The 20877-nt window shown below is 64.3% G+C and carries 16 protein-coding genes; 7 read left to right on the forward strand and 9 right to left on the reverse strand.

Annotation, left to right across the window (positions count from 1 at the left end):
• Positions 1–281: 281 nt before the first annotated feature.
• The 9 genes from GGR46_RS25900 to GGR46_RS01275 form a co-directional block, all read right to left on the reverse strand.
• A complete protein-coding gene (locus tag GGR46_RS25900; protein WP_221262521.1) occupies positions 282–2951 on the reverse strand; it encodes an MFS transporter in 2670 nt (889 codons plus the stop codon).
• Between the two features lie 179 nt (positions 2952–3130).
• Positions 3131–3688: a hypothetical protein gene (locus GGR46_RS01240; protein ID WP_221262522.1), complete on the reverse strand. Its 558-nt coding sequence runs from the start codon at positions 3686–3688 to the stop codon at positions 3131–3133.
• A gap of 139 nt (positions 3689–3827) precedes the next feature.
• A complete protein-coding gene (locus tag GGR46_RS01245) occupies positions 3828–5966 on the reverse strand; it encodes a ParB/RepB/Spo0J family partition protein (RefSeq protein ID WP_183993805.1) in 2139 nt (712 codons plus the stop codon).
• Between the two features lie 174 nt (positions 5967–6140).
• Positions 6141–7334 carry a DUF932 domain-containing protein gene (locus tag GGR46_RS01250; RefSeq protein ID WP_183993807.1) on the reverse strand — a complete coding sequence of 398 codons (1194 nt, stop codon included), beginning with the start codon at positions 7332–7334 and terminating at the stop codon, positions 6141–6143.
• 261 nt (positions 7335–7595) lie between these two features.
• Entirely contained in the window at positions 7596–8099 is a 504-nt protein-coding gene (locus tag GGR46_RS01255) for a GIY-YIG nuclease family protein (protein WP_183993809.1), read from the reverse strand.
• A gap of 18 nt (positions 8100–8117) precedes the next feature.
• Positions 8118–9041, reverse strand: coding sequence for a phage exclusion protein Lit family protein (locus GGR46_RS01260; protein ID WP_183993811.1), 924 nt, complete (start codon positions 9039–9041; stop codon positions 8118–8120).
• On the reverse strand, positions 9038–10450 hold the full coding sequence (locus GGR46_RS01265) for a hypothetical protein (protein WP_221262523.1): 1413 nt from the start codon (positions 10448–10450) through the stop codon (positions 9038–9040). Before GGR46_RS01265 ends, GGR46_RS01260 begins: the two co-directional genes overlap by 4 nt.
• A gap of 63 nt (positions 10451–10513) precedes the next feature.
• Entirely contained in the window at positions 10514–11440 is a 927-nt protein-coding gene (locus GGR46_RS01270; protein WP_183993813.1) for a hypothetical protein, read from the reverse strand.
• A gap of 12 nt (positions 11441–11452) precedes the next feature.
• Positions 11453–12007, reverse strand: a complete 555-nt coding sequence (locus tag GGR46_RS01275) for a hypothetical protein (RefSeq protein WP_183993815.1) — start codon at positions 12005–12007, stop codon at positions 11453–11455.
• Positions 12008–12057: 50 nt separating this feature from the next.
• Here GGR46_RS01275 and GGR46_RS01280 point away from each other — a divergent pair, with 50 nt between their 5' ends.
• From GGR46_RS01280 to GGR46_RS01310, 7 genes are all read left to right on the forward strand, one after another.
• Positions 12058–12741 (forward strand): hypothetical protein, encoded by a 684-nt coding sequence (locus tag GGR46_RS01280; protein WP_246425865.1) that lies wholly within the window; start codon positions 12058–12060, stop codon positions 12739–12741.
• A 443-nt stretch (positions 12742–13184) separates the two neighbouring features.
• Positions 13185–13850 (forward strand): toll/interleukin-1 receptor domain-containing protein, encoded by a 666-nt coding sequence (locus tag GGR46_RS25905; RefSeq protein WP_246425945.1) that lies wholly within the window; start codon positions 13185–13187, stop codon positions 13848–13850.
• Positions 13850–15187: a hypothetical protein gene (locus GGR46_RS01290; protein WP_246425866.1), complete on the forward strand. Its 1338-nt coding sequence runs from the start codon at positions 13850–13852 to the stop codon at positions 15185–15187. Before GGR46_RS25905 ends, GGR46_RS01290 begins: the two co-directional genes overlap by 1 nt.
• A 72-nt stretch (positions 15188–15259) precedes the next feature.
• Entirely contained in the window at positions 15260–15853 is a 594-nt protein-coding gene (locus GGR46_RS01295; protein ID WP_183993819.1) for a DUF6088 family protein, read from the forward strand.
• Positions 15846–16862, forward strand: coding sequence for a nucleotidyl transferase AbiEii/AbiGii toxin family protein (locus tag GGR46_RS01300; RefSeq protein WP_183993821.1), 1017 nt, complete (start codon positions 15846–15848; stop codon positions 16860–16862). The genes GGR46_RS01295 and GGR46_RS01300 overlap by 8 nt, the downstream gene beginning before the upstream one ends.
• A 23-nt stretch (positions 16863–16885) precedes the next feature.
• Complete coding sequence (locus GGR46_RS01305; RefSeq protein ID WP_183993823.1) at positions 16886–18844, forward strand: AAA family ATPase; 1959 nt, start codon at positions 16886–16888, stop codon at positions 18842–18844.
• Between the two features lie 4 nt (positions 18845–18848).
• Positions 18849–20831 (forward strand): UvrD-helicase domain-containing protein, encoded by a 1983-nt coding sequence (locus GGR46_RS01310; RefSeq protein WP_183993825.1) that lies wholly within the window; start codon positions 18849–18851, stop codon positions 20829–20831.
• The last annotated feature ends 46 nt before the right edge of the window (positions 20832–20877 follow it).

Raw genomic sequence — 20877 nt, forward strand, 5'->3', positions numbered from 1 at the left:
TCGTGGAGATAGAAGGCGATAGATCTACCAATTTGAAGCCTTGGCGTGAACGTGTGCGGCAGTATCGGGCTATAGCGTACAAATCGGAAAGGCCGTCTCCAAGGCAAGTGCGGTCTAGAAGCGTCGGCTAACTCTTAAGTTCTTGTCTGAAGCGCCGCCGCCCGGGGAATTTCAGCCCAATGGAACCCGCGACTCACTTCAAAATCCGGATCCGAAAGGAGTGTCGGTTTGATTCCGACCACCCGCACCATCCTTCTCCCAGCAATGTTAGACACGCATGTCTAGCATGATCCTGTCTGGTCGGATGGCATCGAGCCGGCAACGGCCATCTCTGCTTCGTCCTCAATATCCTCCACCGTCTCGTGGCTCCGACCGAGGAAGAGAAAGACGACTAAAGCTGTCAGCATGGTGAGCCCGCTCAGCAGCCAGAGCAGTGCGGAGAACCCGTCACTGTATCCTTGAAGAAGGGCCGCGCGCTTGATTGAGGGCGCAAGGGTCGCCGCGTCTGACAGGTCACCGGTGACAAGCCTCTGTGCGATAGCCGCTGCCTGGCCCTCAGCCACTTCGAGGTGGGCGGCAGTCAGGGCCGAAAGTCCAGCTGTCACGAGCGCAAGCACTACACCCTCGCCGGCGACGCGCGAGGTGCTGAAGATGCCAGTGGCCATGCCCGCGCGTTCCGTGGGCACGACGCTGACGGCGAGGCCGTCCATCAAACCCCAAGGCAGACTTATGCCCACGCCGATCGTAACCAACGGCGCGATCAGCGCAGAGGGATCGGAGCCAACCGGGTTTAGGCTGAGCCAGAAGAGGCCAATCGCCGCGATCGCAAGGCCCACGCCGCAAAGGGTCGCCGGAGCGAACCAGCGGGTTAGCAGCCCCGCCGCGATCGGTAAGACGAGAAACGGGGCGGATAGGGCGACCATCATCTGACCAGCGGCGATCTCGCTCATGTTTTCGATGCCTATGAACCGAACTGGCAACAGGACGAGCAGCACGACAAAGGCATAGGCCGGTGCCACAGCAAGGAGCTGAGCGCCGACGAAGCGCGGGAAGCGAAACAGCGACAGGTCCAGCATCGGCCGGGCCGCCCTCCGTTCTATCAGTGTGAAGGCGGCAAACAGCACGACGGTGCTCGTCAGCAAAACGATGACTAGCGGATCGGCCCAACCGCTTTCCGGTGCTTGCAGCACACCGAACGTCAGCGCAGTGAGCGCCAGCGTGAAGCTCAACGCGCCCTTCCAGTCGAGCGCGGCTGCGTCTGGATCACGCGTTTCCGGCATGAAGATCGCACCGAACAGCAGGCCCAGAAGCGACAGGGCAACAACAAGTGCGAAAATCGCCGGCCAGCCAAAGGCGGCGATCATCCAACCCGATGCGATCGGCCCGAAGGCGAGCCCGATGCCGAAGCTGGCGCCGACGATGCTGAACGAACGAAGGCGAGCACCGCCGTCAGCTTCCTGAGCAAGGGCGGCGAAGCCGCCGGCGAAGGCGGCGGCTGCACCGAGCCCTTGGATCGCCCTGAGCAAATCGAACCAGACAATGTTTCCTGCAAAGGCGAGAGCGGCCGAGAGCAAGGCGAAGACCGTCAGGCCGTAGAGAAAGACTCGCCTGCGGCCATAGCTGTCAGCGAGCGCCCCGCTCGCCATTAGTGTGCTGCCGAAAGTCAGCAAAAAGGCGTTTATGGCCCAGTTGAGTTCGATCGGACTGCCGCCGAGCGCTCGACTAATAGCAGGAAGGCCAACGGCGATACCGGTGAAGGCCAGTGGCGTCGCAACGGCACCCTCGGGCGGCGTCCAGTTCACAGTCTGATATTCGAGCGCCACGCCCTCGATCTCAGCCATGTGGCGGGCGGGCAGGGCGGCTGCCGCCCGGGCGAGGTATCCGCGAACGCTGCGCGGGGCCGCATCCGGCACGGCCCTCGGGAGCGCCACGGTCATGCGCGGCGGGATGTCCCGCTCGATCCACCCGAGAAGCGTCGCCACGTCCGGTGCGATCCCGGCGGATTCGGGGAAGCGAGTTGCATCGTCAGCGGGCGACTTGTCGATGACGGTCAGGCGCGTCTCAATGGTCGTGCCGTGCTTAGCATAGACCGAGCCGGCGATCGCGGCTGTGAACACGACGCGGCCGCGCTCCTGCAGCCGGACGAAACTGTCCCGCCATGCGGGTGCCTCGGGCGAGAAGTTCGCGCCGGTGATAGCGACCAGCCGGCCGCCCGGTGCGAGCCGCGCTAGCGCGGAGGCGATGTGGCGATAGGCGGCGTCGGCGACGCGACCGGAGACGTTTGCCATGACCGAGAACGGTGGGTTCATGATGACGACGCTGGGGATGGCGGTGCGATCGAGATGATCGTCGATCTGGGAGGCGTCGAAGCGCGTGACGGCAATGGCCGGATAGAGTGAGGCCAGAAGATCGACTCGGGTCTCGGCCAGTTCGTTGAGGATGAGACCGCTGCCGGCGATCTCCGCGAGGACGGCGAGCAGGCCCGTGCCGGCCGAGGGCTCCAGCACCCGGTCGGCCGACGTTAGCGATGCGGCGGTAATGGCCGCAAAACCCAGCGGCGTCGGCGTCGAGAATTGCTGGAGGGCCTGGGCCTCCTCGGAGCGTCGCGTATGGGTCGGCAGGAGGCCGGCGATCTTGATCAGCGCGGCGAGCCGTGCAGCCGGAGACGCGGATTTGCGGAAAAGCGGCTTTCCGTACTTGCGCAGGAACAGGACGGTCGCTGCTTCGCAGGCGTCGTAGGCCGTCTTCCAATCCCAAGCGCCGCTGACGTCGGAGGCATCAAAGGCCTGTTCCATGGCCGAGCGCAGGACCGCGGCGTCGATGACTCGCCCCTGTTCGAGGGGGGCGAGGAGATGGCCGGCGGCGGCGAGTATGGCGGCGGCCGGAAGCGCGTCGGGCGCGAACGGAAGTGAAGCCGCCGAAGCGGCCCCGGAGACGGGAGCATTGAGCATGGAGGATACCTCGAAAGAGCGGGAGACGGACGAGCCGGTCCGGCGCTCTCTCTCGACCGGACGGGCTCAAACCCGTCCCGGCCGACCTCTTGCTCTTGAACGGTCCGCGTGGGCCACCGCCTGCCGCGGGCATAAAAAAAGCCCGGCTTTCGCCGGGCCTCGTATGGGACCTGCCGCGGTTAGTGGGGCCGCTTCATTTCCTGCGCCATGGTCTCGACGACCACCTCAAACCGCGCGGGATCGCGAACCGCGTCCTTGAGGCGCTCTGTCCATTCGGGGTGGTCGTGGATCCAGTTCATCATCATACCGGGGTCGACACCGCGATGCTTGACGAGGAAGTTGTTGATCTTCGCCGGGATGAAGCTCGCGACGGAAGCGGCGTTGGTCGGCTTTGCGCGGGCCAAAATGATGAAGGCGCGCGAAAAGCTCTGGAGATCGTCCTCGTCGGCGAGCTTCGTCATCAGGTCGAGGACTGCGCCGGAAGAGTGAGTATAGGCGGCCGAGCCGTGCTCGGCGATCGCTTGGGCGATGCGGGTCTGGATTTCTAACGTCACTGTTTTCACCTCGTGGTGGAGGCCTTCGAGCGCTTCGGCTTTCTTTCGACGCTCATCGGCCAGGTTACGGATATCCTCGGCGTCTTTTTCGGTCGGGACCCAAACCTTCACCTCCTGCCATCCAGCTGCGACGCGGATCTCGCGTTGCTTCTGGACGCGGGAGGGTGGTTTCTTGTTGGTCATAGGTGCTCCTCGCGATTTTAGGACGAAGTTACTCGGCTTTTTGTATGGTGGTACGACGTAAGGTGGTACGGTCGGTCAGGATTGTCAAGGTCCCGAGCCGGGGAGAGTGAGCGGGGCGGCCGAAGCCGCCCCGCGAACGTCATTCCGCGGCGAGGAGGGCGACCGGGTCGTCCTCGGCGTCGGACGCCTCCGAGTCCTCCTCATCGGAGGAAAGGAATTGCGGCAGCTCGATTGCCGCGTCGGCCTCGCCCGTAGAGAGCTCGGCAGCGGTCGGCTCGTCGGCGGCCAGCCGCAGGGGCTCCGGCAGCCAGCCGGTGTCGGCCAGCAGGCGCTCGGCCTCCTTGGCCATGTCGCCCTTCTTCAGATGGTCGATGAGCTGCGCGGCCTGTTCCCCGGCGCCCTCGCGGACCGCTTGCAGGATGAGGGGCTTGGTGACCCGATTGAGGTAGTTGCCAAAGGTCGGGCGCCAGCCGGCCTCCACCAGGTCGAGGCCCGTCGCCTTCGTCAGGCGGTCGGCCTGGGCAAGCCGCATATCGAGCGTGTGCTGGGACACGCCGCCAGCGCTGTGTGGATTCGGCCGCTCATAGAGGGCATTCACGCCGTAGCTGATGCAATGCGCCAGCAGCGCCATCCGGCTGGCATCGTCCAGGCCAGCGAGCCAGTCCCACAGGGCATCGTCGTCCTTCGGGATGTCGCCGGCCCAGGCGGCGTGACGGTCCTGCACCGCGCGGGCGGGCGGGCTGTCCTTCAGCGTTTCGTCCTGCGCCGGGAAGAAGACGTGCTTCACTCCGGCCTCCATGGCGCCCGTGTACATGCGAGTCATGAAGGTGTCCGAAACCAGCTTGTGGAGCAGCGCCGTCATGGCGACGTGCGGGTTCTCCGCCACGGCGTTGCGCAGCGCGAGCGTGCGGTAGGCCGTCAGCTCGACGACCAGGCGTTCGGGCAACGGCTTGATCGCGTCGTCCTCGTCGTCCTCCGTCTCGACGGGCTGGCCGCCGATCGTGATGACGGCGCGCTGCACGGCCGGCGCACCAGACTCATCCGGGCGACCTTCGGTCTCGTCCCCATGCGTCTCGGCGCTGGGTTCGGGAGACTCGTCTTCGGCCCGGACATAACCGCGATCGATGGCGACGCTGCCGTCATGCGCAATGCTGACGAACACGCCGGCGCGGGCGATGTCGTCGGCGTCGAAACGGACCGGACGGGTCTCGAAGGCGGAAAGCGCCGTCTCAATCTCGCCAAGCCGCTGGTCGACCTCGTCGGGCAGTTCGTCGGCGCCTTCATATTCGGCCTCGAGCTTCTGGTACTCGGCGTTGAGCGCGTCGATCGTCGCTTGTTCTTCAGCGGTGAGGTCGAGCGGCTCGCCCTGCAACTCGCGCAGTCCGCGGGTCGTATCATAGGGGAAGCCGACCGCGACCTCGATCCACTTCCAGCCCTCGGCGGCGATCGCCTCGGCGCTGGTCTTCAGCTTCTCCGCCACCAAGCGGTCGAGCAAGGCGGGGTCCTGAAGCCAGCCACCATCGTCGGACTGAAACAGGTCGCGCATGACGATGCCGCCTGCGGCCTCATAGGCGTCGACGCCGATGAAGACGGCGCGCTTGTCAGAGGCGCGCACCGTGGTCTCTGTCAGCATGCGCCGGATCTGGTACGGCTCCTTCGACCAGGCATCCTTGATCGCATCCCAGACCTGCTCCTGACGGGCATGGTCCTGCGATACCGTGAACGCCATGAGCTGTTCCAGCGTCATGCCGTCCTCGGCATAGACGTCGAGCAACGCCGGCGAGACAGACGACAGCCGGAGCCGCTGCTTCACGACAGTGACCTGCACGAAGAAGGCCGCGGCGATCTCCTCCTCGGTCATGCCCTTGGCGCGCATGTCTTGGAAGGCGCGGAACTGGTCGAGCGGGTGCAGCGGCGCGCGCTCGATATTCTCCGCCAACGACACCTCCTCGGGGAGGATCGCGCCGTCACGGTCGCGGACGACGCAAGGCACGAGCGCGACCTTGGCGAGGCGCTTCTGCTTCACCAGCATCTCCAGCGCGCGAAAGCGGCGGCCGCCGGCGGGCACCTCGAACATGCCGGTCTCAACGCCCGCGGCATCGACAACCGGGAAGACGCTGAGGCTCTGGATCAGGCCGCGCCGGGCGATCGAGGCCGCAAGGTCATCGATCGAGACGCCGGCCTTCACGCGCCGGACGTTGGACTGGCTGAGCACCAGCTTGTTGAAGGGGATGTCGCGCGAGGACGACAGGGTGATCTTCTGAACGGCAGTAGCCATCGGGGTAGTCTCCGCGACGGGCGGCCGAGAGACTCTCTCTCAACCTCCTACCCGTCACGGAGCGAAGCGCCGCCCTCTTCCTCTAAAGGGGGCAGCGCCGCGGACCGGTGAACCGAGAGACACGGAAGCGCAAAGCCGGAGACACGGAAAACCGCATCGCCGGCGTCACGGAGATCAGGCCGCTCGATCGAGCAACTTCTTGGCCTTGGCCTCCATGTCGAGGCGGGCGTCCTGATGGGGCTTGTCGCGGGCGACGGCGGTGATGCCCTGAACGAAGTCGAAGATGCTCTCCGGCGGGCGGCCTTCCTCGGCCAGCACCGTGTCGATGATCTTCCCGGCCTCGGTCTTGGAGAAGCCGCGCCGCCGCAGGAAGTCGGTGCGGTCTTCATCGGTTTTCGCCACAATCCGCTCGCGCGCCGCCTTGATGCCGTTGACGAAGGGTAGCGGCGAGGAGTTCGCGAAGTTCAATAGCGCCGGGGCCGCCTCATGCGCAAACCGGTTGGCGGCGTATTTGCTGTGGCGGATGGTGATTTCCTCGAAATCCTCCACGCCCCACAAATTTCGATTTTGGCAGACCGCGCGGAGATAGAAGCTCGCCATGCCAAGCGTCTTGGCGCCGACCTCGGAATTCCAGCAATAGAAGCCCCGGAAATAGAGGTCGGGCGAACCGTCCGGCAGTCGGCCGGCCTCGATCGGATTCAGGTCATCGACCAGGAACAGGAAGACGTCTCGATCGGAAGCATAAAGCGTCGTCGTGTCCTTGGTGATATCGACGCGCGGATTGTAGACGCCGGTCGACCAGTCGAGCACGCCCGGCACCTTCCAGCGGGTGTCGCCCGTGCCGTTGCCGGCGATGCGCTGCACGGCTTCCACCAGTTCTGCGTCGAATATCCTCCCATAATCTGGGCCGGTGACGGCGCGCAGTTCCGTGCGGCCGTCATCGGTTTCCAGCGTCTTGATCTGCTCGGCGCGATTGGAAGTCAGGCCATATTGCAGGTTGATCCCGGCGAGTGCGGCCGGGAGCTGCCGTAGATAGGCGGCGGGTGCGCCGACCAGGCTGGCGAGCTGGCCGAAGGACCAGTGTGTCGGCGCAATGGCCGTATCGGTGCCGGGCAGGATCAGGGCCAACCGCTCCGGGTTGTTGCGGTTCGCCTCCACATGGATCAGGGCGCTGTCCACCACGCGGGCCCGGCTGCGGTCGGCGCGGTCGCGCACCGATCGCGCCAGTTCGGAGAGCGAGAGGTAGCGTTCGTCGGCCGGGCGCGAGAACCACTCAGACGAGACGCGGCCGACCCGCTCGCCGCGGCTGACATCCACCTTGTAACCGCCGGTCGTGTCACGGCGCGCATCGAGAACTTGCATGTCCATGGGACCAATCTCCACGACGGGCGCAGGAGCCTCTCTCCCAGCTATTCACCCGTCACGGAAACCGGTCCGCACTCTCACTCTCAGGGGGCGTTGCGGGGTCTCCCCGCAGAAGGGGTCGGCCGAGACGCGAGGCTCGGGCGCAGGGGAAGGCTTTCCCCTCAGAATCGTAAGGCCGGAATTACGTGTACTAGGATCGGCGTGTTCCCACCTTTCGGTCCGCTCAGGTCCGCTAGGCCAGTTTATCGCGCGTCAGCTCAGGGCTCAGTCTTCCGGGGACTCGTCATGGGGATCGAGCTCAGAAAAGTCGGTCAGCGTGTCGCATCGGATGCAATAGTACATCTGCGAGGCTTCCTGGAAATGCATGCCGCACAGGCATCCGCAGAACGGGCAGCACTCATCCATTTCCAGATCGGCCCATTCCCACACGCCCAGATATTCGGGAATGGCGTAGCGATCATATCCGACGATCTGGAAGGCGTCGGCGTTCTTGGCGACAAATCCATCGCGGCCTGCGCGCATGAGAATGGGCAGAATGTCAGCCGGCTCGATGGAAAACCACTCTCCGCGCACATGAGTCGCTGCAAAATGGTGATGCAGGTGTCGCTCAAGCTGGAAGGCGTCGGCCGTGTCGATCCACCCAAGCAGCCGCAAGTCCAGGGGGTTGCCAGTCTGGAGGTTGCGTTTGCGCGCTTCTATGTTCTTCGCCACCCCGATCTTAATCGGGGAGCATCCATTTTCGTCTTCACCAATGAAATAGACCGGCACGTCGCGCTCCTTGCGGCGTTACCGGAGCCGGTCGAGCAGAATCTCGACCATCTCCTGATTTGAGTTCGCGACGATGTCGAGCGGCCGGTTCTCCTGCCTCATGAGTGCGATCAGCAAGCAGGCCGTCAGCGGCCAGAAGGACGAACCGGCCGGCAGGCTGTAACCGCTGATCATCGCCGTAAGCCGCTCGGCGATCGGCGGATATTGCCGGTTGCCCCAATGCGCGTGGGTCGGCGTCATCGCATGGATGATCACGGCGGCGAGCGCCATTCCCATCGCACGCTTTTGGTGGACTTGGGGATAATGGTGCCCATGCTCCCTAGCGTAAGCGGCGAGGCCGCTCGTCATGTACTCGCGCGCCCAGGTGTCGCAGGCGATTTCCTCTTCGGGCAGTGTCGAAGGCGCGTCGTTGCCCGCGCAGTACATGACGTGTCGGAATTCATGCAGGAGCGCAAAGGCAAGGGCGAGCGCGACCAGGTCGAAGGCGGCCTTGTGCTGATTGTCCGCGAGGCCGTCGCGATCGGGGGTCGGCTCTGGGATGTCCGCCGGCCAGGAAATGTCGGCGGTCTGTTCGACTGCAATGAGCGATTGAGCGCTGGCGACGCGTTGTCTGTAGTCGAATTCGTATTGCCCACGCTCGGCGTCGACGTTGAGCGCTTGGTCGAGCGGCATCCCGGTCACAGTCGCGAGCACCAAGGCGGGCGAATAGACCTCGATCGCGCGCCAGGCGCTAAAACCGAGCAACCAGAAGAAATCGATCGTCTTGGTGTCGAACCTGATGCGGCTGGCGTCTGCATTCATTGTGACGCCTTTGCCGCTGGGTGCGACTTCGACGGCGTGGCCGTAACGGCTCCACAGACCGCTGATCTCGTCGGCGCGCTCGGGGACTGCGCCGCGCAGCAGATGGAGGATGATTGTCCGGTCGGATGGCTCGGTCGTCATGCGTGTTTGGTCTCCTCCGGAGGCGTCGCGGGTTCGCCGGACATGCGTAGATGGGTGATCGACGCCAGAACCGAGTTCGCCCAGATGGTGCTGCACTCGACATCGCCGTCGCGTTCAAACCAGTGGGTGGCGCCGGGAATGAGATCGAAGGGAATCGGGTGGGCCGCCTGCGGATTGTGGAAGACCTCCAACTCCTGGCACCAGGCTTCCCCCCAAGGCCAGAGCGATTGGTATTCGTCGCTGCCGACCGTCAGCTCGAAATCGATTGGCTCAAGTGCGCCAGGTGTCCGATCAAACAGGATGCCGCGCCGGATCATCTCCAGGCCGGGCGGTCGCCAGCCGGCGAGGAAGCCCATGCGGTTGAACTTGGCCAGCGTGCCGGCGTTGCTGAAGATGACTGCGGACAGATGCGCGAAGTCTGGGTCGCGGAACAGGCCGGCCGGAATGCCATGTTTGCCGGTGAGGTTGGCGATCGAGGTGCCGATCGCGCGGCGATGCGCGCCTTCGCCTTCGACGTCGGCGCGTAGGCCATAGAGATAGGTGGGGAGCGCCTCGCGGCTCCACACCATCGAACCGGATTCATGGAAGTCCGCGATGGCGATGGCGAAGGGGCGGCCCTCTACGTGCTCCATCTCATGATAGTTGCGCTGGAGCTTGCCCCGTAGCGTCTTGGCGAAACGTTCGGCGGGCGCGCCGGTAAGCCGCTCGCGGCGGTCCTGTGGCGCATGTACCCAGTCGCCGATCCCGCCGGCGCGCGGGGTTTCAGAGTTGGCGGTGACCGCCTCGATCCAGCACTCGGCGCCATCCTTTTCGATCCAGAAGTCTGGGGAGACGTGATCCTGCCGGACGATCAGCCCCTGCTCGCGGAAGCAGGCGAGCAGATAGAGCTCGAAAAGTCGCGAGGCGAAGTTGTTGGTCTGCAGATCGGTGACGAAATTGGCGTCAGGCTTGGGAAGCGCGAGATAGCATTCACCGACTGCCATGAGGGCGGGCACATGGCTCACCGTCCCGGCAAGAAGCTCAAACTCGGGCGAGACGCCGCGCGCGCCTGACTGCATTAGGGGTGGACGGCGCCGCGCGCCCGGCGGAAGCGGTTCGGGCGGCTCGCCGCCGCGCATGCTGATGCTGAGATGGTCGAGCGCTGCTTCAGGGGTAGAGAATGGCCCCGCTTCGTCGATGCGCACCCAAAGATGGTCGACGCGTCGACGCATGGCCAAGGTGGTGAACGCCCCGCGCTCTGGATCGAGAAGGATGCAGCCGCAGGCGCTGCCACGTCCAACCTGATAGGCGCTGAAGATGTGGGACGGCTCGAAGTTCGGTCCACGCTCAAGCGACAGCGCGTAGAGTTCGAACTGCCGCTGGCTGATGGGTTTGATCAGTTGCTGTTTATCGCCGGCGGCCATCGTCACCCTCGCGGCGATAAGAGCGACAGACAGCGGAGCGCGACCGAGGCCATGCGAGCGATGGCGTCCTCATTGCGCCTCCGCCACGGCCGCCGACGCCAAGATGTCGTTCGTCTCCCATCCGTCTCCCTGCGGCGTGGTGACGAACTCGCGATCCCAAACGCCCCAGTTCGTCGGCAGAGGAACCTGCGCCAGCGGATTGTGGACGTAGGTGATAGGCCGGACCTGGCGCGACAGGTTGCCGAGGCCAACGCGTGACCAGATTACGCCGGACACGTCGGCGAAACGCTCGTCGAGAAACGCTGTGCGCGGGATCGGATTGCGTTCGCGGGCGATCAGGGGCGCTGCGTGAAATCCTTCCTCGACGACATCTCCAGTCGCGCGATCGATGGTGATGTACGCATCGCCGATCGGGAAGAGCGTGGTCATGATCAGCGGCAGAGGCTGCTCGGCGACATAGACGCCAAAGCGGCTCGCGCTGATGGCGACGATCCGCGTGTCTTCGGGGGCGATCACGCCCTGTTCGATGTAGCGCGCGACCTTCTGTGCCTTGGTCCAGAAGGCGCCGGATGTCCGCAATTGGGCTTGGCGGATGGGAGCGGCGACGAGGCCGCCACCCTGGTTCATGGGAATGGGGCGCACGATCTGGTCGGGACCAGGCCCGCCTTCGTCGGGGGCGATGGCTTCGATCCAGATGCGGCGGCCCTCGTCGAGGACACAGAGGTCAGGTTGGCCGCCTTGGCGCTGACGGTCCGCGACGGGCAACAATGTCCGGCCCGCCTCGATCAGAGTGCAGCCGAGATACATTTCCCAGAAGCGGCCATCAACGTCGCGCGCGAAGCCCTGCGGAAAATCAGGGTCGGCATAGGGCTCGTAGGTCGCCCACAGGGCTTCGATCTGGTCGTGAAGCTGCTGCTCGGTCCGCGATTCCGCGGCCTTCAGGTTCATGAAGCCGCGATCGAGATTGGCGCCGTCCACATCGAAAAGTTTGGTCATCGTCAGGTCCCGTTAGGCGCGGCGGAGCATTCGCTCGATACGCAGGCGCTGATAGCCGTGCGAAAGCACATGCTGGCGAAGTTGGCGAATGTCGCGCACCCCGAACGCCACCGCCGCCTTCAACGGGCTGGCAAAGGTCGCGTAGTAGGTCCAGCGCACGTCGGTCGGTAACGGCGCGTTCTGGCGGCGATCGGTAATAACGATGTCGCGGGGATCGCTGGTATTGCGGAAGGCGTGGAACGTGATCCAGTCGGGCCGGCGATACCGCGCCGCCTTGCTGAAGGGCACCGACTGCACTTTCACGTCGCTCTGGTCGAGAACCCAATCGCGCTGTTCGAGGATCTGGCGCACCATGTGACCGACCATTTGCTTCACGCGGTCGGCCAGCACCTCCTCGCGGAATTCGGCGAGGAGCTGCTCCTCGATTCCCTCGACCGCCGGTTTGCTGAGCTCCGAGGCGGTCTCGAGGCGCGCTACGTTTTCGGACGTCGTGAGGAACGCCCAGATGCGCTGACCGAGTTCGGACGCGTAGAGCGATGCGAATTTTTCGGGACTGTAGGCGAGCATGACCGGGACTCCTTTACCGGGCAAATATGGCCGGTTATAAGTGCCTGTCAATGCTGGTGCGCGACAAGCGCTCCGATGCCGGAACTGGGGAGGCTGGGTTGGACTTCGAGGATCTCGTGACGGCGCTGGAGCCGCCGCCGAACCGCGTCGGCAAGTCCGATGGCGGCCATGAGCACCACCTGTACGAAGGCGCTGTGATGGTCGCTTACGCCATGCATCTTCTGCGCACGGCGAATGCGCCGCATGTGCGCATCCATCCGGACGGCGAGCATGGCAAGCAATTCGATTTTGCCGGCTGGCTGCTGCGCCGGGAATTTACGAAGGTTTCCAACCTCGGCACTACGACATACGGCGGTGTCTATCGGAACGCCGCGGGCCAGACGATCACCGTCCATCCGAAGTCGGGCCTGGGCGATGTCGTGGCGGAGGTCGGCGACCACATCATCTCGGCCGAGTGCAAGGGCGGCATCATCAACACGCGGCACCCGGGCCAGGTATCCCGCCTCTACAAAGGACTGTGCGAGACAGTGGGAATGCTGATGGCGACGCCGTCGCCGGGCCGACAGGTTGCGGTCGTGCCCCTGACGGAAGGCACCCGCCGCTTGGCCGAGCGCCTCGCGCCGCGTTGCGCGCTTGCGGGCATTGAGATCGCGCTTGTCGGCGCCCGTGGCGAGGTCATGGACGTCAAGCCTGCCGGCGACAACGAGCGGGTCACGGGAAGGAGAGACGAATGAGAAGGGTGCTGACGGTCGGGCTGACCTATACCGGCGATGCGATCGAAGGGGTGGAGATCGACAATCTAGGCCTTTGTCGGCCGGAAGTGGATCGCACGCGGGCCGCATATCCACTCTACGAATATGACACGATCATCATCAATCCCGAGAGCTATTCGCATTTCCTGTTCGGCTCGGCCGGCGAGTTCTCGAACGAGCTCTATGAGCTGGGCAAGCTGAAAGGACAGAACGACCGCTATGATCTCGATTCCGCTTTCGACGCGGAGGATCGGCGAAAGGAGATGGAGGCAGCGACCGCCGATGGCGCGACGGTCGTCTGGTGTCTGTCCGAGCCGAAGCGGGTGAACTTTTTCGGCTATCGCGAGACGCATCTGGGCTACGCGGCGCCGAAGGTGGCGAGTTTCGTAAAGCGCTCGGAACTCCTCGTGAAGAAGGGGCGCAGGATGGGTCACGTTGACCCGGATAGTCCGTTCGCACGCTATTTCGACGTGCTGTCACAGACCGGTGGCTGGACGCTCTGCCTGTCGGATCCCGGTGAAGGCTTCGCTTCGATCGCCGCGACGCCGGAGGGCTATAGCCTGGGCGGCCAGGTGACGATCGGGGCCACGACAGGGTGGCTGCTGACGCCGCCGACATCGCAGGAAGCGCAAAACCAGCTCGTCCGCGACAGCTTGGCGCTGGAGAAGGCGGACCCCGCGCACGAGAAGTATCAGGGCATCTTCTTGAGCCACACCGGTGTCGACAAGCCGTTCGTGCGCCAACTGCGCAAGGATCTCCTCGCCCATGGCGTGCCGCGCGTCTGGCTGGACGAAGCGGAGATCGAAATCGGCGACTCGCTGATCGCCAAGATCGATGAGGGCATGAAGCTCAGCCGATACATCGCCGTCGTCCTGTCGAAGAAGTCGATCGACGCCCCTTGGGTGAAGAAAGAGCTCGACCTGGCGATGAACCGGGAGATTTCCACCGGCGAAGTGGTCGTGCTGCCATTGCTCTATGAAGAGTGCGAGCTGCCGGGGTTTCTGAAAGGCAAGCTCTACGCCGACTTCTCCAAGCCTGAAGAGTATGAAGCCGTCCTGGGCAAGCTCCTGCGACGGCTTCGGATCGCCTGATGAGCGTCGTAGCGGACGGCCCCAGTTCAGCGATGCTTGGCGCGATAGCCGAGCTTTGGCGGCTCAGCCCGCCTGGCCCTGACAATATTCTCGCGCATCCGGCATTCGTGCGTCTGCGCGAGGCCTGCCGTGACGACTACTCCGGCACGGGGAAGGCGGGCCCCGCATTCGCGCTCTCGACGGCGTTGAGGGCGTTGGGGCTGCCGTGCCACCTGCAAAAGGACGCCGCCCATTTGGCGCTTCCAGTGGAAGAGGCGGCGGCGGGTCTCGACGCCGCGCTCCGTGCTACGCGTTCCACGCGGGTGCATCTCGCGCCGCTCGATCTAGCGGATGATTTGTCGCCGCTTGCATTCGGCCCGGCGAAGCTATGCCGGCTGACGCCGGACGAGTTGCGGGTGCTCTTCGATGAGCGCCGCCTAAGGCGGGCCTATCCGCGGCATGAACTGGACGCTGATCGGCTGTCGGAGTTTCACTGGCTGGTCGTCGAGGAGACGGTGGCGTTCAAGCACGGGCCGGAAGCGCGGGCGGTCCCGTTTTTCTCGATGGATCTCAGCCAGGATCTGGGGCGGATCGAGCCACACAAGGGACGGTTTCCAGGCGCCTTCGAGGAAGCGCTGTTCTTCCTCCTGCTGGCGCCCTGGGAGAGTTGGTCGACGATGCCGGAAGTGGATTGGCGAGGATTCCGCGTGCCGTGGGTTTACACCGTCGACAGCGACATCTTCGTGCGTCCAGGCTCGCCGCCATCACCCGACACGCTGAGCTGGGAAGATCGCATCTATGATGACGGCTATGGCGGAACCTACGAAGAAGAGCGGCCGGTCGAGCTGCGCCTTGATGACAACGCCGCGACCGAGCTGACTGTTTGGGACCAGAGCCGGTGGGTGATCGTTGAGCAGGCGAAGCAATCGGTTCTGTTTGAGACGCCGGTCGCCCATTTCTTGATCCGCGCCTTCCTTGCCGAAGGCGTGGATGAATTTCTCGCCCACATCACAACGATCGAGGCGGCGCTGGGGCTGCGCGCCGACTATCAGAAGAGTTTCCGTGTTGCGCCTGATCGCCATAAGGGAATGCGTGCGACGAACCGGATGCGAGGGCGTGTCGCCGGCCTGCTCGGTGACCGTAGCCATGCTGACCAGTATGAGCAGCTTTTCGACATAAGAAGCGCCTTCCTGCACGGCCGCGCCATGACGGACATCTCGACCCAAGAGCAGGTGATGGCTCGTTCGCTGGCTCGTCAGGTCGTCGAGGCGCTGATCTTGGCGACGCAATCGGGACAGATCTCGTCGCGCGAGGATTTTCTGGACAGCCTGCTCGATAAGGGCGCGCCGCTGATCTAGGGGCGCTGCCCCGCCACGCCATTGGTTGCAAACTGTCAGAAAACTGCGTATATTTCTGACAGGAGAATGGCCATGCAACGGTTAACCGAACAGATTCTTGTGCATGCCGGAGGGTTGCCGGAAGGCACGCCCGTGGCGGCTAAAAGCTTGCTCCATCTCGGTAATCGCGCCGCGGTGGATCAGGCCTTGTCGCGTCTGACCGAGCGGGGCCAACTCATTCGGGCCGGTCGCGGTGTTTATCTGCGTCCCATCACGAGCCGGTTCGGTACGAGGGCTCCCTCCGTCCAACAGGCAGTCGAGGCCTTCGCCAACCAACGCGGCGAGGTCATCGTCCCGAGCGGGGCGGCGGCGGCCAACACGCTTGGCCTCACGACACAGGTGCCGGTCCGATCGGTCTATCTAACCTCCGGCCGCAGCCGGACGATGAACCTCGGCAAGCAGGTCGTCGAACTTCGCCACGCTCCACGCTGGCAACTCGCCCTGGCTCACAAGCCAGCTGGCGAGGCAGTGCGCGCGCTGGCCTGGCTTGGACCGGAGAAGGCGGAAGCCGCCCTGAAAACATTGAAGCGGAAGCTCCCGCCATCCACTTTCAGCGAACTGGTCGCGGCAGCGCCGCAGCTTCCGACCTGGCTGGCGCGCAGCGTGGGCAAGGCCGCACATGGCTGATGCCTTTCTCCACCTTCCGGTCGCCGACCGCCGCGAGGCGTTGAGCGTCGCGGCCGATCAGTCGGGACGACCCGCGCACCTTCTCGAGAAGGACGTCTGGGTGGTCTGGGCGCTCGGGATCCTTTACGGCTCGGCGCTCGGCGAACATCTGGTGTTCAAAGGCGGGACGTCGCTATCCAAAGCCTATCAGGTCATCCGGCGGTTTTCCGAGGATGTCGACCTGACCTATGACATCCGGACGATCGCACCCGATCTGGTGGGCGACGATGGTGAGGCCCTGCCGAAGACTCGCAGCGAGGAGAAGCGCTGGTCGAGTGAGGTACGCAAGCGCCTGCCAGACTGGGTAGTTGGCACCGTACAGCCGATCATCACAGGGGCGCTCGCGGCTGAAGCTTTGGCAGCCACCATCCGCGTCGAAGGCGAGAAGCTGTTCATCGATTACGAGGCCGCGACGGCTGGCTCCGGCTATGTCGCCCCGAGCGTGATGCTCGAATTTGGGGCGCGATCAACGGGCGAGCCGGCGAGCGTGCGCGACGTGATTTGCGATGCTGCCGGTTTGGTGGAAGGCGTCGCCTTCCCGATGGCTCGGCCGCGCGTGATGCATGCGGAGCGGACCTTCTGGGAGAAGGCGACGGCCATCCACGTCTTCTGCCTGCAGGAGCGTCTGCGCGGCGACCGGTTCGCCCGGCACTGGCATGATGTCGCTCGGTTGGACGAAGCGGGCTTCGCGGCGGCTGCTTTCGCGGATCGCGAGCTGGCGAACGCCGTCGCCCGTCACAAGGCAATGTTCTTCGCGGAAAAGGCGGCGGACCGGTCGCCGATCGACTACGCGGCGGCTGTCAACGGAGGTTTGCAGCTCGTTCCGGCCGGCGATGGGGCGAAGGCCTTGGAAGAAGATTACGCCCGCATGGTTGAAGACGGCCTCCTTCTGGAGGACGCCGAGCCTTTCGAGACGCTCATGGAGCGCTGCGCAGAGATCGCCGCACGAGCCAATAGCGCGGCAGGATAAGAAAAACGGGCTGGGAGGCGACGGTGTACATTTCCGAAATCTACGCGAGCGGCTTCCGGTGCTTCGATCCGACCGCTCCGTTGCAACTGAAACTCTCGCCCGGCCTCAATATTCTCGTGGGGCCGAACGACGCCGGGAAGAGCGCGATCATCGACGCTGCCCGCTATGTCCTTTGGACACGCGGCGACGACTATATCCGTCCGGACGAACACGACTTCCACGTCGGCGCCGACGGCACACGGAGTAGCGACTTCGTCGTGCGATGCACTTTCGACGACCTCAGCGCTGATGAGGAAGCCCGCTTTCTGGAATGGTGCGCCAACGAAAAGGGGAAGCTTCGGCTGCACGTCTGCATGCGGGGCGCGCGGCGGGTTTCTCCCGGCGGCGGCAGTATCATCTCCAGCCAGCACCGTGCTGGCGCCGAAGGCGAAGGCCTGCCGCTCGACGGGGAATTGCGCGAGTATCTGAAGGCCACCTATCTCAAGCCTCTGCGGGACGCCGAGCGCGAGATGCGAGCAGGACGCCGGTCGCGTCTGTCGCGCATTCTCGGCGCGATGCCCACGATGGGCCCCCAGAGCAAGCCGGCCGCGCCGGGTGACAAGGTTACGCTTCACGACACGCTTGCCGCCGCTGACGCGGCGGTCCGGGGCAACGCTGCTGTGGGGGGCGTCGCCAGCAGCGTGAATACCGATTTTCTCGACAAGCTGTCGTTTGTGGATGATCGCCTCGTCGCGACGCTGGACCTCGGCGCGGGCGGGTCGTTCGATCAGATCCTTGAAAGGTTCGAGCTCTATCTGAACGCTAAGGCAGGCACCGAGCGCGTGCAGCGCGGGTTGGGCTACAACAACCTGCTGTTCATGGCGGCCGAGCTGCTGTTGCTACAGTCGCATCCCGATCAGGTGCCGTTCCTGCTGATCGAGGAGCCGGAAGCGCACCTGCATCCCCAGCACCAGACGCTGTTCATGGAGGTGCTCGCAGCCCGCGCCGCCAAACCGGATCCCAAGAAAGGCGAAACCCATCAGCAGGTCCAGGTTCTGCTCACCACCCATAGCCCGCAGCTCGCGGCCGGTGCCGAGCTTGAGACCTTGACGATGATCGTCGGTCACAGTGCCTTTCCGTTGGGCGCGGCGCATACCCGGCTCGAAGCCGACGACTATGAATTCCTGCGCCGGTTCCTCGATGCGACCAAGGCCAACCTGTTCTTCGCCCGCGCGCTGATCGTCGTGGAGGGCGACGGCGAGCACCTGTTGCTGCCCGCGATCGCCGAGAAGCTCGGGCGTCCGTTCAGCCGGTATGGCGTCTCGCTCGTCAATGTCGGTCACCGCGGCCTGTTCCGCTACAGCCGGATCCTGCAACGCAAAACTGGGAATGCGATCTCGGTGCCCGTGGCGCTGATCCCCGACAGGGATATCCCGCCCCTTGAGGCGAAAGGCCTCGTCGGCGACCGCAAGACAGAGAACGAGTTGACCCGGGACGAAATCGCCGCGCGACTGAAGACGCTCCGGCGCGACGTCGGGGATCCCGTCGACGCGTTCATCGCCGATAGCTGGACACTTGAGTTCGATCTTGCCCTTCGGTCCGAGCTCGCCGAGAGCGTTCATCAGGCGGTTCAGCTCGCCAAGACCAGCAGTCGCAAGCCCGAGTGGCTTGCGAAGATCGTGAAGAAGGCCAGCGAAACCTACGCAGGCTGGAAGGAGGCGGGGCTCTCCACGACCGAGATCGCCGTCAAGATCTACCAGCCCGTCCATGACAAAGAGGCCTCCAAGGCCGAGGTCGCCGAGCAACTTGCCGCCATACTGCGCAAACGCCCCGATACGCCGGAGCAGATGCGCGATCGGCTCCCGCCCTACCTGGTGCGCGCGATCGACTACGTGACGGGTGGCTATGTTCCCGGGGCGCCGGCGATCGCCCCCGAGCCGGAATCCGAGGACGAAGAGATCGGGGGCGCCGGGATGGAAGGCGCGGCGGCGGTGGAGGCGTAGCACCATGTTCGAGATCCTGCCGCTCACACCCGAACTGCTTGCCGAACTCGGCGACGAGCTGGGCGGCTGCGATTTTACTGATCCGAGCCAGACCGACTTCCTGGCGAAGGCCACCCCATGCGACGTTCAGGCGGCGCCCGGCAATGGCAAGACGACGCTGCTCGCGGCCAAGCTCGCGCTGCTTTCGCGCAACTGGACGACCCGCAGGCGCGGTGTCTGCGTCATCTCGCACACCAACGCGGCGCGGACCGAAGTCGAAGATTTGATCGCCCGTCACCCGACCGCGGCGCGGCTGATGGCCTATCCTCATTTCACCGGCACGGTCACAGCCTTCATCAACCAATATCTTGCTTTGCCCTATCTTCGAGGCTTGGGCTGGCACGTGCGCCAGATTGACGACGATGCCTTTGCGGCTGAGGCGTTGCGGCGGTATCCGGGGTGGCGCGTTCTCGACAACCTCGCGAAGAATCAAAAGCTCAAGTTGAAGCGCAGGCTCGAAGAGTGGATTGCCCTTCTTGATCTGGACCCCGCCTTCACCGACACAGTCGCGGAGCCAAGCGCGCTGGCCGTCCGCTGTCGTAAAGGGCAATGGGGCGCCCACACCGATTGTGGGAAAGCGCTCGAATCCCTCAAGGCCTCGATGGTCAAGAGCGGGCTCTATCGCTACGCCGACATGACCGCGCTCGCGTGGCGCGCGCTCCGCGATAACCCGAGCCTCGCCGAGCGGCTTCGCGACCGGTTTCCACTCGTCATTCTTGATGAGGCGCAGGACACGCATGGCGACCAGCTTCGGTTATTGGAGCACGTGTTCAAGCAAGATGGGGCGGCGTTCCAGCGTCTCGGGGACAGCAATCAAACGCTCTATGAGGACGATGGAGCTGCACCGGCCTATTGGACGCCGGGTCCCGGTTGCATCCCTCTCGATACGAGCCGCAGGTTCGGCAGGGAGATCGCCGGTTTTGCAAGCCGGCTGACCGCGCGCCAGGCTCAGACTATTGTGGGCCTGGGCGCACGGCCTGCGTCGCGGGTGATGTTCTTATTCGATGAAGCCACGATCGGTGGCGTTCTCGGTGCCTTCGCTGAAGAGGCACGCACGCTGTGGGGCGGCGATTGCAGCAGCCGCGACGTCTGGGCGGTCGCATCGCGTCACAATCTGCCCGGTAAGAAAGGGGCGTGGCAGCCGAAGAGCCTTGTCCACTATCATCCCGCATATCGCAGCGAGGGCGGGTCTCGATCGAAGGCCAACCTCCTTTGCCGGCAGCTTCAGAAGGCTGCGGTACACCACGCCGCGGCGCGTCCTCCCGCAGAGGTCAGCGAGATGCTCGCGGTCGGTGTTTCCGGGTTGGCGCGCGCGCATGGCTGGAAAGCGGCGAACGATCGTCCGATTACTGCGCATAATGTCTGGCCGGCTCTGTCGCATCGCGACCTTGCGTTGCCGCGCGCTGTACGTCGACTGCTCCGGGACCATGTGCTTACCGGTGATGCGGTATGGGACCAGGCGGCATGGCTGGCGTTCATGGCACAGCTGCTGCCACTTTTCAGTCCGCATCCTCAGGGCGCTGAGGCCGAAATCGCGGATTTGTGCAGCTTCGTCGCGGATCAAAAGGCCGATCTCGCTGACCCCGAGCGCCGCTCCACTAAGCAGATGCAATTCGACGATCTCACCTTGCGGCTGGGATCGATCCACTCGGTCAAGGGCAAGAGCGTAGACGGAATTCTCGTCGTCGAGAGTGAGGTATGGAAAGGCAGTGGTGCAGACGAACAATGTATCGACCTAAGCACGGTGCTGCCCCGTGCGTTCGGCGTTACCGATCAACCATTTACTGGGGTGGCTCTCACCGCCGCGACAAACGTCTTCGTCGGCATCACCAGGCCGCGTGAGTTGCTCGGGATCGCGCTACGCAAATCCGAAGCAATAATGCTGATAGAGCCCGCCCAAGCCCAGGGTTGGAAGCTGGTAGACTTGGTAGCCGGGGCTGCGAAATAGGTCCATCGCTCCAGGTCATCACTGAAGGGCGATTGACGTGCTAACT

The organism is Sphingomonas kyeonggiensis (assembly GCF_014196745.1).
Taxonomy (GTDB): Bacteria; Pseudomonadota; Alphaproteobacteria; order Sphingomonadales; family Sphingomonadaceae; genus Sphingomonas; species Sphingomonas kyeonggiensis.